This is a genomic window from Aromatoleum petrolei (assembly GCF_017894385.1).
GTDB classification, from domain to species: domain Bacteria; phylum Pseudomonadota; class Gammaproteobacteria; order Burkholderiales; family Rhodocyclaceae; genus Aromatoleum; species Aromatoleum petrolei.
Window position 1 is genome coordinate 3,102,632 of the sequence record NZ_CP059560.1, and the last position, 14,448, is coordinate 3,117,079.

At 67.7% G+C, this 14,448-nt stretch carries 16 protein-coding genes; 10 read left to right on the forward strand and 6 right to left on the reverse strand.

Features of this window, described 5'->3' with window-relative positions; all coding sequences use genetic code 11:
* The first annotated feature begins 1 nt into the window (after position 1).
* The 4 genes from ToN1_RS14135 (at position 2) to ToN1_RS14150 (ending at position 2,532) form a co-directional block, all read left to right on the forward strand.
* The gene (locus tag ToN1_RS14135) at positions 2-619 is read left to right on the forward strand and encodes a response regulator transcription factor (protein WP_169207221.1); all 618 of its coding nucleotides are present in this window, start codon (positions 2-4) and stop codon (positions 617-619) included.
* Between the two features lie 106 nt (positions 620-725).
* Positions 726-1,067 carry a hypothetical protein gene (locus ToN1_RS14140; RefSeq protein WP_169132350.1) on the forward strand — a complete coding sequence of 114 codons (342 nt, stop codon included), beginning with the start codon at positions 726-728 and terminating at the stop codon, positions 1,065-1,067.
* Positions 1,064-2,323: a putative Na+/H+ antiporter gene (locus ToN1_RS14145; protein WP_169207222.1), complete on the forward strand. Its 1,260-nt coding sequence runs from the start codon at positions 1,064-1,066 to the stop codon at positions 2,321-2,323. Before ToN1_RS14140 ends, ToN1_RS14145 begins: the two co-directional genes overlap by 4 nt.
* Positions 2,324-2,334: 11 nt before the next feature.
* A complete protein-coding gene (locus ToN1_RS14150) occupies positions 2,335-2,532 on the forward strand; it encodes a hypothetical protein (protein WP_169207223.1) in 198 nt (65 codons plus the stop codon).
* Between the two features lie 11 nt (positions 2,533-2,543).
* Here the strand turns inward: ToN1_RS14150 and ToN1_RS14155 are convergent, their stop codons facing one another.
* A complete protein-coding gene (locus tag ToN1_RS14155; protein WP_169207224.1) occupies positions 2,544-3,062 on the reverse strand; it encodes an O-acetyl-ADP-ribose deacetylase in 519 nt (172 codons plus the stop codon).
* Positions 3,063-3,291: 229 nt separating this feature from the next.
* On the opposite strand from ToN1_RS14155, the gene ToN1_RS14160 reads away from it, so the two are divergent.
* Positions 3,292-3,564, forward strand: a complete 273-nt coding sequence (locus ToN1_RS14160) for a PepSY domain-containing protein (RefSeq protein WP_169207225.1) — start codon at positions 3,292-3,294, stop codon at positions 3,562-3,564.
* Positions 3,565-3,586: 22 nt separating this feature from the next.
* Positions 3,587-4,108 carry a cytochrome b/b6 domain-containing protein gene (locus tag ToN1_RS14165; protein ID WP_169207226.1) on the forward strand — a complete coding sequence of 174 codons (522 nt, stop codon included), beginning with the start codon at positions 3,587-3,589 and terminating at the stop codon, positions 4,106-4,108.
* 73 nt (positions 4,109-4,181) lie between these two features.
* Here ToN1_RS14165 and ToN1_RS14170 read toward each other — a convergent pair whose 3' ends face one another.
* Together ToN1_RS14170 and aptA are read right to left on the reverse strand one after the other, a co-directional pair.
* Positions 4,182-5,675 carry a CoA-acylating methylmalonate-semialdehyde dehydrogenase gene (locus tag ToN1_RS14170; protein ID WP_169207227.1) on the reverse strand — a complete coding sequence of 498 codons (1,494 nt, stop codon included), beginning with the start codon at positions 5,673-5,675 and terminating at the stop codon, positions 4,182-4,184.
* Positions 5,676-5,704: 29 nt separating this feature from the next.
* On the reverse strand, positions 5,705-7,012 hold the full coding sequence (gene aptA / locus ToN1_RS14175) for an omega-aminotransferase AptA (RefSeq protein ID WP_169207228.1): 1,308 nt from the start codon (positions 7,010-7,012) through the stop codon (positions 5,705-5,707).
* A 103-nt stretch (positions 7,013-7,115) separates the two neighbouring features.
* Here aptA and ToN1_RS14180 point away from each other — a divergent pair, with 103 nt between their 5' ends.
* The 3 genes from ToN1_RS14180 to ToN1_RS14190 all read left to right on the forward strand — a co-directional run bounded on the left by ToN1_RS14180 (position 7,116) and on the right by ToN1_RS14190 (position 10,535).
* Positions 7,116-8,051, forward strand: coding sequence for a LysR family transcriptional regulator (locus ToN1_RS14180; RefSeq protein ID WP_169207229.1), 936 nt, complete (start codon positions 7,116-7,118; stop codon positions 8,049-8,051).
* A gap of 269 nt (positions 8,052-8,320) precedes the next feature.
* Complete coding sequence (locus ToN1_RS14185) at positions 8,321-8,596, forward strand: HU family DNA-binding protein (protein ID WP_050414315.1); 276 nt, start codon at positions 8,321-8,323, stop codon at positions 8,594-8,596.
* Between the two features lie 442 nt (positions 8,597-9,038).
* Entirely contained in the window at positions 9,039-10,535 is a 1,497-nt protein-coding gene (locus tag ToN1_RS14190; RefSeq protein WP_169208902.1) for a DEAD/DEAH box helicase, read from the forward strand.
* Positions 10,536-10,636: 101 nt separating this feature from the next.
* On the opposite strand, the gene ToN1_RS14195 is transcribed toward ToN1_RS14190, so the two are convergent.
* On the reverse strand, positions 10,637-11,110 hold the full coding sequence (locus ToN1_RS14195) for a cytochrome P460 family protein (RefSeq protein ID WP_169208901.1): 474 nt from the start codon (positions 11,108-11,110) through the stop codon (positions 10,637-10,639).
* 157 nt (positions 11,111-11,267) lie between these two features.
* Between ToN1_RS14195 and ToN1_RS14200 the strand changes: the two genes are divergently transcribed.
* Entirely contained in the window at positions 11,268-11,888 is a 621-nt protein-coding gene (locus tag ToN1_RS14200; protein ID WP_169208900.1) for a MarR family winged helix-turn-helix transcriptional regulator, read from the forward strand.
* A gap of 53 nt (positions 11,889-11,941) precedes the next feature.
* Here the strand turns inward: ToN1_RS14200 and ToN1_RS14205 are convergent, their stop codons facing one another.
* Positions 11,942-12,745, reverse strand: a complete 804-nt coding sequence (locus ToN1_RS14205) for an alpha/beta fold hydrolase (RefSeq protein WP_169208899.1) — start codon at positions 12,743-12,745, stop codon at positions 11,942-11,944.
* A complete protein-coding gene (locus ToN1_RS14210; protein WP_169208898.1) occupies positions 12,742-14,448 on the reverse strand; it encodes an EAL domain-containing protein in 1,707 nt (568 codons plus the stop codon). Before ToN1_RS14210 ends, ToN1_RS14205 begins: the two co-directional genes overlap by 4 nt.

Genomic DNA, 14,448 nt, shown 5'->3' on the forward strand with positions numbered 1-14,448 from the left:
CATGGACAACGACCAACGCCTGTGCGTCTTCCTCATCGACGACGATGCCGCGGTGCGCGACTCGCTGTCGCTGCTGCTGGGTGTCCGTGGCTACGCGACGCGCGTGTTCGACAGCGCCGACGCCTTCCTGCACGCAGCGGGCGATGGCGGCGAAGGCTGGGCCGGCTGCGTGCTCACCGACATCCGCATGCCCGGCCTGTCCGGCCTCGATCTGCAGCGGGTCGCCGCCGAACGTGGCATGCCGCTGCCCTTCGTCGTGATGAGCGCGCACGGCGACGCCGCCGCCGCGCGCCAGGCCTTCCGCCAGGCCGCAATCGACTTCCTCGAGAAGCCTTTCGACGATGCCGACCTCTTCGCCGCGATCGAGCAGGCCTTCGTGCGCGAACGCGAGCGGCTGGCTTCGACGAACCGGGAACGCACGGTCAGCGGGCGGCTGGCCTCGCTCACCGAGCGCGAGCGCGAAGTCTGCGACCTGATGGTGCAGGGCCTGTCGAACCACGAGATCGCCGCGCGCCTGGGCATCAGCCATCGCACTGCACAGGTGCATCGCGGCCGCGTGATGCAGAAGATGGAAGCCGAGTCGCTTGCCGCCCTGATCGCCGCCTGCCGCGCGGCCTGAGGCCCGCCCGCGCCGCGGGCGCATACGCCAATCCGCGTACGCGTCCTGTCCAATTTTCGGGGGCTCCCGCCGTCGCTAAGCTGATGGCACAAGGAGAGTTTTCCCGATGGCGAAGATCTCGCTCCTGATCTATCCGGAGCTCCACCGCATTCCGCCGCGCGAACGCGATGCTGCCCTGGGCAGTGCGCGCGAGACGCCGTTCGACGGCCTCGAGCTGGCCGCGATCGCGCTCGGCCTCGCGCTCACCGCGGGTGCGACGCGCTATGTGGTGTTCGACGGCCTAACCCACCGGATCGAGGCCTTCCTCGCCAATTTCCTCCTTGCCGTGCCGCTGCTCGCCGTGCTCGCCGGCCCCTTTTTCGTCCGGCGCACGCGGCGCGGGTTGCAGCATTACCTGAGAACACACCCGTCACGGGGACTACAAGAAAGAGGAGCACAAGGGCAATGACCGAGGCGACGACCGTACAGGTCCTGGCGGCCGGCCTGTTCGCGCTGGCCATCATCCACACCTTTTCGACCAAGTTCTTCGAGCAGCTCGCGCACCGCCACCCGGCGCATGCGGGCGTGTTCCACCTGCTCGGCGAGGTCGAGGTCGTGTTCGGCTTCTGGGCGATGGTGCTGATCGTCGCGATGGGATTCCTCGCCGGCCGGACCGAGGCGATTGCCTACCTCGACAGCCGCAACTTCACCGAGCCGATGTTCGTGTTCGCGATCATGGTGATCGCCGGCAGCCGTCCGATCCTGCGCTTCGCGCTCGCGCTCGTGCGCATGGCGGCGAACTTCCTGCCGCTGCACCAGAACGTCGCGTTCTACTTCATCACGATGGCGATGGTGCCGCTGCTCGGCTCCTTCATCACCGAGCCGGCGGCGATGACGCTCGCGGCGCTGATCCTGCGCGACAAGTTCTTCACGCACGGCATCTCCAACCGACTCAAGTACGCGACGATCGGCACGCTGTTCGTGAACATCTCGATCGGCGGCACCCTCACGCCCTTCGCCGCGCCGCCGGTGCTGATGGTGGCCGGGACCTGGGGCTGGGACGTCTGGTTCATGATCGCGAACTTCGGCTGGAAGGCGGCCCTCGCGGTTTCCTTCAACGGCTTGGTCGTGACCATGGTGTTCCGCCCGGAACTCACCGCGCTCGACACCGGCAGCGCCAAGAGCGGCGAGCGCATGCCCATGCCCATCGTCGTGATCCACCTGCTGTTCCTCGCCGGCGTCGTCGCCTTCGCCCATCACCCGGCGGTGTTCATGGGCCTGCTGCTGTTCTTCCTCGGCTTCACGACCGCCTACAAGCGCTATCAGGACCGCCTGATCCTGCGTGAAGGCCTGCTCGTCGCCTTCTTCCTCGCCGGCCTGGTCGTGCTCGGCGGGCAGCAACAGTGGTGGCTGCAGCCGGTGCTCACCGGCATGGATGCGACGACCGTGTATTTCGGCGCGACCGCCCTCACCGCGGTCACCGACAACGCCGCGCTCACCTACCTCGGCTCGCTGGTGCAGGGCCTGTCGCCGGAATTCCAGTACGCGCTGGTGGCCGGTGCGGTGACCGGCGGCGGCCTCACGATCATCGCCAACGCGCCCAACCCGGCAGGCTTCGCGATCCTGCGCGGGCATTTCACCGATGACGCGATCCACCCGGTCGGCCTGCTGCTGTCCGCGCTGCCGCCCACCCTGGTCGCGATCATCGCCTTCCAGGTCCTGTGAGGAAGACCGCCATGAGCACGTTCGACGAAATCATGCAGTGGTTCGAGACCCTGCCCGCGAGCTTCGCCTTCCTGCTGGCGCTGCCCTTCGTGATCGCCTTCGTCAGCCTGCTCAAGGACGCGGTCGAGCGACGTGGCGGCAGGCAGGGGCGCCGCGGCGGCGACAAAGGGCGGCCGGGCGGCCATGGCGAGCTGAAGTCCCTCCTGTAGGCGCCCGTGCCTCAGGCGGGGGTCTCGCCGAGCAGCGCCTCGTACAGCGCGAGGTCGCCCGCCGAGAAGCAGCAGAAGATCACCTCGGCGATCGCCGGCAGGGCGGCGACGCTCTCGCACACGGTCGCGACCGCGATGCGCGCCGCCTCGTCCTTCGGGTAGCCATACACGCCCGTGCTGATGCCGGGGAAGGCCACCGTTGCCGCCCCGTGCGCCGCCGCCACTTCCAGCGAGCGCCGGTAGCACGACGCCAGCAGCGCGGCCTCCCCGCGCGTGCCGCCATGCCACACCGGCCCCACGGTGTGGATCACGAAGCGCGCCGGCAGGCGATAGCCGCGCGTGAGCTTCGCTTCCCCGGCCGGACAACCGCCCAGGCCGCGGCATTCGTTCAGCAGCTCGGGGCCCGCCGCGCGGTGGATCGCCCCATCCACGCCACCCCCGCCCAGCAGCGAGGAATTCGCGGCGTTGACGATCGCATCGACGGGCAACGTCGTGATGTCGGCCTGGAGTGCACGAAGCGTGGCGGTCATGGGCGGTCTCCTGTCATTCCGACTGGGCGGTAATCAATCAAGCCTAGCTTCCTCCCGGCATTGGCTGCAAGGCGGAATGGTCGCCGTGGACGCAAGATGGCACTGCGAAGCGAGCTGTAACACTTGAGTACGGAATCTTGAGCGCTTGTTCACGGAACGTTCACATGCCGACCCCGAAAATGCCTGCCATGTCATATCGACATGCAAAGCAAATATTCGGAGCTCAAGTATGAAAGTTCGTCACCTCGTCACCGCAGCCACCACCCTCTGCATCGGTACCGCCGCCTTCGCCGGCCCGCAATGCACCGAGGCGCCCAAGTCGTCGTGGCTCACCGAAGACGCGATGAAGCAGAAGATCGCCGCCGACGGTTACAGCGTCGACAAGTTCAAGGTCACGTCCGGCAACTGCTACGAGATCTACGGCAAGGACAAGGAAGGGAAGAAGGCCGAGGTGTACTTCAACCCCGTCGACGGCAGCGTCGTCAAGGCCAAGCAGGGCTGACGCGGGCGTGCGGGAGGCAGTCATGAGCGGCGAAAGGGTGCGCGTCTGGGATTTGCCCGTGCGCGCGTTCCACTGGGGGCTGGTGGCGATGTTCGCCACCGCCTGGCTCACATCCGACGACGCCGAGGCGCCGCACCGCTGGGCGGGCTACGTCGCGCTGGGCCTGATCGCCTTCCGTGTCGTGTGGGGTTTCGTCGGCAGCCGCCACGCGCGCTTCGCCGACTTCGTGCCGCGCGCCGCGGAGCTGCGCGCCTATGTCGGCAAGTTGCTGCGGGGCCGCGAGCCGCGCCACCTCGGCCATAACCCGGCCGCGGCGGTGATGATCCTGTTCCTGATGGCGATGGTCGCGCTGATCGGCGCGACCGGCTGGCTGATGACCACCGACTGGGGCTGGGGCAGCGAGCTGCTCGAGGAACTGCACGAGGGCGCGGTGAACGCCACCTTGCTCGCGGTCGTCGTGCATGTCGCGGCGGCCATCTTCGAAAGCGTGCGCCACCGCGAGAACCTCGTGCGCGCAATGGTCACCGGCTACAAGCGGCCCTGACGCGCGGCACGGCTTCGATGAGCACGGGCGGCGCCGGCAACGATTCCGGTGCCGCCCGTGCTCGTGTGGCGCGTCAGCCATTGCTCGGGAAGGCGAACTGCGCCTTCTCGATGCCGGCCACGGCCCAGCGCTGCGTCATCGTCTTGCGCCGCGTATAGAAGCGCACCGCATCCGGCCCGTAGGCGTAGAGATCGCCGAACAGCGAGCGCTTCCAGCCGCCGAAGCTCTGGCACGCCACCGGCACCGGCAGCGGCACGTTTACGCCCACCATGCCGACCTGCACCGTGTCGGTGAAATAGCGCGCGACCGCCCCGTCGCGCGTGAACACGCAAGTGCCGTTGCCGAACTCGTGCGCGTCGATGAGGCGGATCGCCTCCTCGAGGCTCCGCACGCGCACGATCGCCAGTACCGGCCCGAAGATTTCCTCGCGATACACGCGCATCGACGGCAGCACATGGTCGAACAGCGTGCCGCCGAGGAAGAAGCCCTTCTCGTGCCCCGGCACCTTCAGCGCGCGCCCATCGACCACCAGCTGCGCGCCTTCCTCCGCACCGAGGTCGATGTAGCTCCTGACCTTGTCGCGATGCACTCCCGTCACCAGCGGCCCCATGTCCAGCCCGCGTTCCCTGCCGTTGCCGATGCGCAGCGCCTCGACTTTGGGCTTCAGGCGCGCGACCAGTTCGTCGCCGACCGCATCGCCCACCGCGACCACCACCGAGATCGCCATGCAACGCTCGCCGCAGGAGCCGTAGGCTGCGCCCATGATCGCGTTGACGGCGTTGTCGAGATCCGCGTCGGGCATCACCACGGCGTGGTTCTTCGCCCCGCCCAACGCCTGCACGCGCTTGCCGTGCGCGGTGCCGGTCGCATAGATGTACTCGGCGATCGGCGTCGAGCCGACAAAGCTCACCGCCTGCACGCGCGGATCGGTCAAGAGCGTGTCGACCGCTTCCTTGTCGCCATTGACGACGTTGAACACACCTGCCGGCAGGCCCGCCTCCGTGAGCAGCTCGGCCATCAGCATCGACGCTGACGGATCCTTCTCCGAGGGTTTCAGCACGAAGGTGTTGCCGCAGGCGATCGCCATCGGGAACATCCACATCGGCACCATGGACGGGAAGTTGAACGGCGTGATGCCGGCGACCACGCCCAGCGGCGGGAATTCGGACCACGAGTCGATGTCCGGGCCGACGTCGCGGCTGTGCTCGCCCTTCAGGAACTCGGGCGCGCCGCAGGCGTATTCGACCACCTCGATGCCGCGCGCGAGCTCGCCGTGCGCGTCCTCCCACACCTTGCCGTGCTCCTCGACGATCGCCGCGACGATGCGGTCGGCGTTGCGCTCCAGCAGTTCCTTGAACTTGAACAGCACGCGCGCACGCTTGAGCGGTGGCGTCTTGCGCCACGCCGGGAAGGCCGCGGCCGCGGCGGCGATCGCCTGCTCGACGGTGGCCTGCGACGCCATCGCGACCTGGCGCACGGCGTGGCCGAGGGCGGGGTTGAAGATGGGCTGCGCGCGGTTGTCGTCATTGACGCGGGCGCCGCCGATGTAGTGTCCCAGGGTTTCCATTTCGTGATGTCTCTCTCTTTGAAGTCCTGTCAGGCGACCGAGCGCAGCGCCTGGCGCACGGTGTCGAAGATGCGGCCCAGTTCGTCCGGCGTCGAATCGAGGAAGGGCGAGAACTGCAGCACGTCACCGCCGTTGCGAATCACGACGCCCGCCTCGAAGCACTTCAGGAACACCTCGAAGCCGCGCGCACCGACCGCCCCGGCGCGCGGTGCGAGCTCGACGCCGCCCATGAGCCCGCAGTTGCGGATGTCGACCACGTTCGGCGCATCGCGCAGCGCATGGATCATTTCCTCGAACACCAGTTCCGTGACGCGGGCGCGCGCGAAGCTGTCCTCCTCGCGGTAGGTGGCGAGGGTCGCCAGTCCCGCGGCCGCCGCGAGCGGATGGCCGGAATAGGTGTAGCCGTGGAAGAGCTCGACCACGTGTTCCGGCCCCTGCATCAGCGCCTCGTAGATCGTGTCGCGCACGATCACCGCGCCCATCGGCACGACGCCGTTGGTGAGTCCCTTCGCGGTCGTGATGATGTCCGGCGTCACGCCGAAACGCTCGGCGGCGAAGGGCGCGCCGACGCGGCCGAAGGCGGTGATTACCTCGTCGAAGATCAGCAGGATGCCGTACTTGTCGCAGATCTCTCGCAGGCGGGCGAGGTAGCCGAGCGGCGGCACGAGGATGCCCGTCGAGCCCGCGACCGGCTCGACGATGACCGCCGCGATGTTGGAGGCGTCGTGCAGCGCGGCGAGGCGCTCGAGGTCGTCGGCGAGGTGCGCGCCCCAGGCCGGCTGGCCCTTCGAGAACGCCATGTCGCCGAGGCTGTGCGTATGGCGGATGTGATCGACGCCGGGCAGCAGCGCCGCGCTGAACACCTTGCGGTTGCCGGGGATGCCGCCCACCGACAGGCCGCCGAAGTTCACGCCGTGGTAGCCGCGCTCGCGCCCGATCAGCCGCGTGCGTTGGCCTTCGCCGCGGGCGCGGTGGTAGGCGAGGGCGATCTTCAGCGCCGTGTCGACCGACTCCGACCCGGAGTTGGTGAAGAACACCTTGTTCATCCCGTCCGGTGCCAGGGCCGCGACCTCGCGCGCCAGGGCGATCGCCTTGTCGTTGGTGACCTGGAAGCCCATCGCGTAGTCGAGCGTGGCGACCTGCTCCTGCACTGCCGCGACGATGTTCGGATGGCAGTGGCCGAGCCCCGAGGTCCACAGTCCCGAGAAACCGTCGAGCAGCTGGCGGCCGTCGTCGGTCGTGTAATAGTGGCCGCGTGCGCCGTTGATCACGCGAGGCGATTTCCAGAACGCGCGATTCGCGGTGAAGGGCAGCCAGAAGGCCTGGTCGTGGGACATGCGAAGCTCCTTGTGGGGTCGGGAGCCATAGTACGGGCGCTTTTGCGTGCATAAAACGACAAGATGCGTACGCAAGGTTTCGAGTTGGTGAAACAATGACTGCATGAAACCGCGCGCCCTCCTTGCCAGCCTTGCCGAAGCCGACCTGCGCCTGCTGCGCGTGTTCATCGCGATCGCCGAATCCGGCGGTCTCGCGGCGGCCGAGCTGCGCCTGAACATCAGCCGCTCGGTGATCAGCCGCCATCTCAAGGATCTCGAACTGCGCCTCGGTGTGCGTCTGTGCGAGCGTGGCCGCGCCGGTTTCGCGCTGACCGAGGAGGGCGAGGTCGTCCTGGAGGCGGCGCGGCGCCTGCTGACGCAGATCGAGGCATTCCGTGGCGAGGTCGCCGAGCTGCACGCTGGCATGCGTGGCGAGCTCAACCTCGTGATGTTCGACAAGACCGTGTCGAATCCCGGCTGCCGCCTCGCCGAGGCGATCGCGCAATTCGGCGCTGAGGCCCCCGCGGTGTCGCTCAACGTCTTCGTCGCCGGTAGCAGCGAGATCGAGAAAGGGCTCCTCGAAGGCCGCTTCCACGTCGCCGTCCATCCCTTCCACCGCGCGAGCGACAGTTTCACCTCGGTGCATCTCTTCGACGAGAACCTGCCGCTCTACGCCGCGCCCCACCACCCCCTCGTCGCTGGCGGGCGCGTGCCGTCCGAAGACGAACTGCGCCGCGCCGCCTTCGTCGGCCTGGGCTACCACTCCCCGAACATGGAGCACTTCTGGCGCCTGGGCCTCGCGCCCGCGGCGCGCGCCTTCGAGCAGGAGGCGAGCGTGCTGCTGATCCGTTCCGGGCGCTACGTCGGCTTCCTGCCGGATCATTACGCGCAGGCCTTCGAGGCGCGCGGCGAAATCCTGCGCATTCCGTCCGAAACCCTGCGCTATGCGTGCGAATGGCAGGCTTCGATCGCGCGCACACCCCCTCCGGGGCGCCTCGCGCGGCGCTTCATGGAGATTCTTGTCGCGCTGCACGCCCCCGCAGTGCCGTCGGGCGCCTGAAATCGGCTCCGCGGAGTGGGTTTTCCGCGGATTATCGCGGTGAAATCCGGATCACGCGGAAATGGCCTGCCGATGACTGGCGCCCGCTTTGGTGTTTGCCCTGATTCCCGACTTGCCGCACGGCATCGCACAATGTGTCCATGGCATCGAAACATGCTTGGGAATTTGTATCGTTGACGCGGACGAATGCCCTGCAAGCCGCGACAATGCTAGAATCCGGCCGTTAGATGTGCAGCACCGAACAACTCACACACCAATCGAGGTAAAGCATGAACAAAGGTGAATTCGTCGAAGCCCTGGCTGACCGTCTGGATGTCTCGCGCGCGCAGGCCGACCGTGCCCTGTCCGCCGTGCTGGACATCATCGCCGAGCGCATGGCCGCCGGTGAGAAAGTGTCGTTCACGGGTTTCGGCTCCTTCGAGGTGTCCGAGCGCGCCGAGCGTACCGGCCGCAACCCGCAGACCGGCGCCTCGATCAAGATCGCCGCTTCGCGCGTGCCGAAGTTCTCGGCCGGCGCGACCCTGAAGGGCGCCGTCAACGGCTGATCCGTTCGTCCTGCACGCCAGTGACATGAGGCCCGACGCCGCAAGGCGTCGGGCCTTTTGATTTTCCGCTTTCCCGAAACCGCAAAATCGGCTACCATTGCATTCGTTGTGCAATGCAGCAGTCGGTTTATTTTCAGGTCTTAACTCGCGGAACAGGATTCCGCGGACCCAGCCGAGGGACTGTATCCACAGCCCCATCGCCCCCGACCCTCCCGTCGAACTCCTCTCGTTCTTCTGATCGATAGGCATCGCGAATGCCGGTTGGTGCCGATGCGCGGTCGCATCCGTCGTTTTTTGCGACGGAATCCGACCGGCCCAAGCCCATCGCGCGCTTGCCGCCACCGCGTCCCCCGTGGACGGTGCGATGCCTTTTCAATGGCCCGGAAAACCGGGCCAGATCCCCGTGCGACCACCCGTTGCCGCGGAAACACAGGAAGAACTCATGACGTTCAACGAACTCGGCCTCAACGAACTGCTGCTCAAGGCCATCGAGACCACCGGCTACACCGTCCCCACCGAAGTGCAGGTCAAGGCGATTCCCGCCGCGATCTCCGGTGCCGACCTGATGGTGTCGTCGCACACCGGCAGCGGCAAGACGGCCGCCTTCACCCTGCCCAGCCTGTCCCGCCTGGTCGAGCGCAAGCCCGCGCCCGGCGCCGGCCCGCGCGTGCTCGTGCTGACCCCGACGCGCGAACTCGCGCTGCAGGTCGAGAAGGCCGTCAAGACCTACGGCCGCCACCTGCGCTGGCTCAACACCGCCTGCCTGGTCGGCGGCGCACCCTTCTTCGCCCAGGTCAAGCAGCTGTCGCGCCCCGTCGACGTCGTCGTCGCAACTCCGGGCCGCCTCATTGACCACCTCACGCGCCGCAAGATCAAGCTGTCGGATGTCGAGACCCTGGTGCTGGACGAAGCGGACCGCATGCTCGACATGGGCTTCGTCGAGGACATCGAGACCATCGTCGCCGCGACCCCGGCGAGCCGCCAGACCCTGCTGTTCTCCGCGACGCTGGACGGCGTGGTCGGCAACCTCGCGAGCAAGCTGCAGCGCAACCCGCAGCGCATCGAGATCGCCCCGACGGTCGAGAACCGCGGCAACATCGAGCAGCGCCTGATGATGGCCGACAACATGGTGCACAAGACGCGTCTGCTCGAATCCGTGCTGGGAACGGACGGGCTGCAGCAGGCCGTGGTGTTCACCGCGACCAAGAAGAGCGCCGAGGAAGTGTCGCTGTCGCTGCAGGAAAAGGGCTTCGCCGCCGCTGCGCTGCACGGCGACATGCACCAGACCGCGCGCAACCGCACGCTGGACAAGCTGCGCCAGGGCCGTATCGGCGTGCTCGTCGCGACCGACGTCGCGGCGCGCGGCATCGACGTCGCGGGCATCAGCCATGTCATCAACTTCGACCCGCCGCGCCAGGTCGAGGACTACGTGCACCGCATCGGCCGCACCGGCCGTGCCGGCCGTGACGGCATCGCGATCACGATGTCGGGCCCGCGCGAGATGGGCATCATCCGCGCCATCGAGCGTTTCACCGGCAAGCGCATGGACGTGCACGTCATCGAAGGCCTCGAGCCGACGGCGCGTCCGACTTCGCCGCGTCGTCCGGGTGGCAGCAAGCCGGGCTACGGCAGCGGCCGTCCGTCCGGCGGTTCGTCGTGGAGCCGCGATTCGCGCGATTCCCGTCCGGGCACCGGCAAGGGCTGGTCGTCGGAAGGGCGGGACGGCAACCGTGGCGGCTTCGGCCGTGACGAGCGCAGCAGCGCCCCGCGCGAGGAGCGTCCCGGCTTCGGTCGCAGCGAACCGCGCAGCTTCGGCGACCGCAGCGCCTTCCCGCGCGATGACCGTGGTCCGCGCCGCGAAGGTTCGCGCGACGGCGCCCGTTTCGGTGGCGACCGTCCGGAAGGCGCCCGCCGTCCGCGTCCGGCTTTCCGTGACTGAACGTACTGAGTGATGCCAACCCCCGCGCGAGCGGGGGGGGCTACGACCGGCAAGGCCCGGGCCGCGCAGCAATGCGCGCCCGGGCCTTGCGTCTTCCCGCCTCAGTCGCGCAGGGCGCTGAACACGAAGCCCTTGTCCTTCTGCTGCAAGTGGCAAGCGTGGCATTCGGCGGCGGCCTTGGCGTCGAGCGAGGCCTTGCGCGTCTTCGGGTCGAACACCTGATAGCCCCAGCCGTCGGTCGCCTTGAATTTCCTGCTGTCGCGTGCCATCACGAGCACCGCCTTGTGCGCCCCCTCCGCGATCGCATTGTCCTGGGCGACCGCTTCGAAGAGATCGAAGGTGATCACCGCGCCGTCGGCGAACTTACCGCCCGCCTTGTAGCCCGCCAGCGCCTTCTTGTTGGCATAGAGGTGATGCATGCCGCCGACCGCTTCGAAGAGCGGGTGGCCCTGCTGGATCACCATCGACTTGACGTGGAAATCCCCGCGGTACGTGGTCGGGAAGGCGACATGGCTGTCAGCGGCGGCGCCCCAGGCGGCGGTGAGGAGGAGGCAGGCAAGCAGGGTCCTTTTCATCTCGGTCTCCGGCAGGAAGTGGTTGGTCGTGCAGGCGGGTCTTGCGCCGCGGCGCCGGCGACGCCTGCGTGGATGGCTGAAAGGTATCGATACGAAACCAATATGGCCGGCAGCGGTCTGCTTGTCAACGATTGTTTCGTGACGATACTATCCAGCCATGCGCTCAGGCCCCCATCTCCCTCCTTCTGGTGATCCCGAGTCCGGCCCCGGTTCGGCCGCACTGTTCGATCTGCTGCATTGCCTGGCGCGCGCGCTGCAGGGCGAGGTGCGCCAGCGTGCCGTGGAGCGTGGTCTGCTCCCCGTGCATGGCCAGGTGCTGGGTTTCCTGCGCGCGGCGAACCGTTACAGCAACACGCTGCAGGTGCTTGCCGAATATCTCGGACAGACCAAGGGAACGGTGTCGCAGACGGTGCAGCTGCTGGAGCGCAAGGGGCTCGTGCGGCGCGACGTGGACGCCAGGGATCGGCGTGTCACGCGCCTGTCGTTGACCGATGCGGGGCGCCGGCTGATTGCCGAGATCGAGACCGACGGCGCCTGGACGGCGGCGCTCGGCGCGCTCGATGCGGGCGAGACGGCCGATGCGACGCGGGTGCTGACGAATCTGTTGCGTCAGTGGCAGGGCGCCCGCGGCGGTGCGACCTTCGGCGTGTGCCGCAGCTGCGCGCATTTTCGCATCGAGGGGGCGGCGGCGTTCCGCTGCGGCCTCACCGGCGAGGTGCTCAGCGAATTCGACAGCGGCCAGATCTGCCGCGAACACCGCCTACCCGACCCGCGCTGAGGCGGGCGGGCGCCGCCCGGCGCGCCAGGCGTGCGCGGCGATCCGGACGATCCCTAGATGAAGCCGCGAATGGCGTCGGCGACCTCATCGGGTGCCGCAAAGTGCGGAAGGTGGCCGCCCGCCTTCAGCATCACGAGCCGGCTGTCGGGAATGTGCTGCTGCAGGTAGTGAGCGACCGCCGCTGGCACGGCGACGTCATCCTGCGATTGCAGCAGCAGGGTCGGTTGGGCGATCCGGCATACGTCCTGCCGGTGGTCGGACTGGAAGGTCGAGCACAGCACGGTCAGCACGCGGTCCGGCGGGATGCTGCGGATCTGATCGGAAAAATAGCGTGCGAGCTGCGGGCGATCCGAGTTTCCCATGGCCATGGGGGCGAACGCGGCTGCCCACTCGTCGAACTGCTCCTCGATCGCCGAGTAGATCTGGTTCAGGTCGTCCGCGGTGAAGCCGCCGTGGTAGTCCTCCGTGTTGAGGTAGCGCGGCGACGCGCAGATCAGCACGAGCTTGGCGAAATCCTCCGGCTTCCGGTTGGCCGCGAGGACGGCGGCCATCGCGCCGACGGAATGGCCGACGAGGACCGCGTCCTTCAGTTGGAGTGCATCGCACACTTCGAGCAGATCGTCGGCATAGCCTTGCAGGCCCAGGTAGCGTGACTGGACGAAGGCCTCCGGCAGCGAGGCCCCGGCGCCGACGTTGTCCAGCAGCACGACACGCCAGTCGCGCGCAAAATGGGGCACGACGCCGCGCCAGACCGACTGCTCGGTGCCGAAACCGTGTACGAACACGATCGTCCGGTCGGCATCGGCATTGCCGCAAATGTGCACGTTGTTTCGGACCAGGGGGTCGAAGTGTTTCATGGTTTCTGCTGGTGCGCGGTAGGGCTTGCGGTTGGGGAGGGCTCGGAAGCGGTCGTCGTGGGGGGGAAACGGTCGGACGGCGTCCTCGGCATGCCGCTCCGGCCGGTCGTGCGTTCCAGGAGGCGCACCAGCTTGGCACGGAGTTCCCGCGGATCGACCGGCTTCACGAGGTAGTCGTCGGCGCCGGCGTCGTAGCCTTTCAGGCGTTCCTCGATCGCGCCGCAGGTGGACAGGAAGATGACCGGGACGGGCGTAGTGCCGACTGTCGACGTGAGCCGACGGCAGGTTTCGTAGCCGTCCATGCCGCCGGGAAACCTGACGTCGAGGAGCACAAGGTCGGGGCGCTCCTGCGCAACTTGCACGAGCGCCTCTTCTCCGCTCGCGGCCGTGCGGACCCGGTAGTGATCGCCGAGCGCCGAACTCAGCTGGGCGCGCGCGATCTCATCGCCATCGACGACGAGCAGGGTCGGAGCGTGGCGCGTGCTCGTCATCTCGCCACGGCGCGCTTCCCAGCGCTCGATCCACAAGAGCACTTCCTCGGCGCCCATCGGTTTCGCCACCAGGTAGCCCTGCACTTCGTCGCAGCCGGCCGCGCGCACGGTCGCGAGATCCTCCTCGGTTTCTACCCCCTCGGCAACGACGCCGAGTCCCAGCGTCCTGCCGAGCGTGGCGCTCGATTCGAGGATCGCGCGTGCAGTCGGGTCCTTCGCGGCGCCATGCACGAAGGCGCGGTCGATCTTCAGTTCGGTGATGGGCAGGTGCTGCAGCCGCTCCATCGTCGAGGTGCCGGTGCCGAAATCGTCGATCGACACGCCGAAACCCTTCAGGCACATGCGCAACAACACGTCGAGGCCGTCCCGCCGGTTCTGCAGCAGGCGAGTCTCGGTGAGCTCGAGGATGATGTCCCGGGGAGAGCCCCCGGCCGAATCGACGAGTCCTTCCAGGGTCTCGGGCAGGTCGAGGCGAAGAAGGTTGTCCATCGAGACGTTGACGTTCAGCCTGATCGTGTGGCCGGCGACGCGCCATTCGCGTTGATGCGCCACCGCCAAGCGGAACACCTCGTGCGTGAAGCGATCGATCAGGCCGTGCTGCTCGATCACCGGGATGAAGGCACCGGGAGACAATAGACCACGTGCGGGGTGTCGCCAGCGTGCCAGGCACTCGAATCCGGAGACACGATAATCCTTCGCCGATACCTTGGGTTGGAACACCAGCGCGAGCCGACCCGTGTCGAGGCCGGACCGGATCTCGTCGGGTGTCAGCGGATCGAGGATGTCGTGCGGCGCGCGGTCGGCCGTCGGCCGCCGGCTGCGTTGCAGGACTTCCGCGAGCTGTCGCTCGGAGACAGGCTTCGCGAGTACGCCCAGGAACCCGAGGCCGTACTCGATTGCGAGACGTTCGGCGGCCTTCAGCACCGGGGCGCCCGCCCCCGACAGCACGACGACGTCGCCCATGAAGCCGCGGGCGGCGATCGTGCGGAGCAACTCGATTCCGTCCATGCCGGGCATGTTCAGGTCGCACAGCAGCAGATTGGGTTCGGGATCGGCCGACTGCAGCAGGCTGAGGCCCGCGTTGCCGTCCTCTGCGGTCAGCACCTGCTCGATGCCGAGGCGGTGCAGCAGATCCTCTGCGACCTCGCGCATGACCTCGTCGTCATCAAGCACGAGGGCGCGGAAATTCTTGATTGAGCGGGCAGAGTCCAT

Coding starts and splice junctions, on each gene's coding strand:
- ToN1_RS14135 (WP_169207221.1), top strand. CDS start 2: ATGGACAACGACCAACGCCTGTGCGTCTTCCTCATCGACGACGATGCC.
- ToN1_RS14140 (WP_169132350.1), top strand. CDS start 726: ATGGCGAAGATCTCGCTCCTGATCTATCCGGAGCTCCACCGCATTCCG.
- ToN1_RS14145 (WP_169207222.1), top strand. CDS start 1,064: ATGACCGAGGCGACGACCGTACAGGTCCTGGCGGCCGGCCTGTTCGCG.
- ToN1_RS14150 (WP_169207223.1), top strand. CDS start 2,335: ATGAGCACGTTCGACGAAATCATGCAGTGGTTCGAGACCCTGCCCGCG.
- ToN1_RS14155 (WP_169207224.1), bottom strand. CDS start 3,062: ATGACCGCCACGCTTCGTGCACTCCAGGCCGACATCACGACGTTGCCC.
- ToN1_RS14160 (WP_169207225.1), top strand. CDS start 3,292: ATGAAAGTTCGTCACCTCGTCACCGCAGCCACCACCCTCTGCATCGGT.
- ToN1_RS14165 (WP_169207226.1), top strand. CDS start 3,587: ATGAGCGGCGAAAGGGTGCGCGTCTGGGATTTGCCCGTGCGCGCGTTC.
- ToN1_RS14170 (WP_169207227.1), bottom strand. CDS start 5,675: ATGGAAACCCTGGGACACTACATCGGCGGCGCCCGCGTCAATGACGAC.
- aptA (WP_169207228.1), bottom strand. CDS start 7,012: ATGTCCCACGACCAGGCCTTCTGGCTGCCCTTCACCGCGAATCGCGCG.
- ToN1_RS14180 (WP_169207229.1), top strand. CDS start 7,116: ATGAAACCGCGCGCCCTCCTTGCCAGCCTTGCCGAAGCCGACCTGCGC.
- ToN1_RS14185 (WP_050414315.1), top strand. CDS start 8,321: ATGAACAAAGGTGAATTCGTCGAAGCCCTGGCTGACCGTCTGGATGTC.
- ToN1_RS14190 (WP_169208902.1), top strand. CDS start 9,039: ATGACGTTCAACGAACTCGGCCTCAACGAACTGCTGCTCAAGGCCATC.
- ToN1_RS14195 (WP_169208901.1), bottom strand. CDS start 11,110: ATGAAAAGGACCCTGCTTGCCTGCCTCCTCCTCACCGCCGCCTGGGGC.
- ToN1_RS14200 (WP_169208900.1), top strand. CDS start 11,268: ATGCGCTCAGGCCCCCATCTCCCTCCTTCTGGTGATCCCGAGTCCGGC.
- ToN1_RS14205 (WP_169208899.1), bottom strand. CDS start 12,745: ATGAAACACTTCGACCCCCTGGTCCGAAACAACGTGCACATTTGCGGC.
- ToN1_RS14210 (WP_169208898.1), bottom strand. CDS start 14,448: ATGGACTCTGCCCGCTCAATCAAGAATTTCCGCGCCCTCGTGCTTGAT.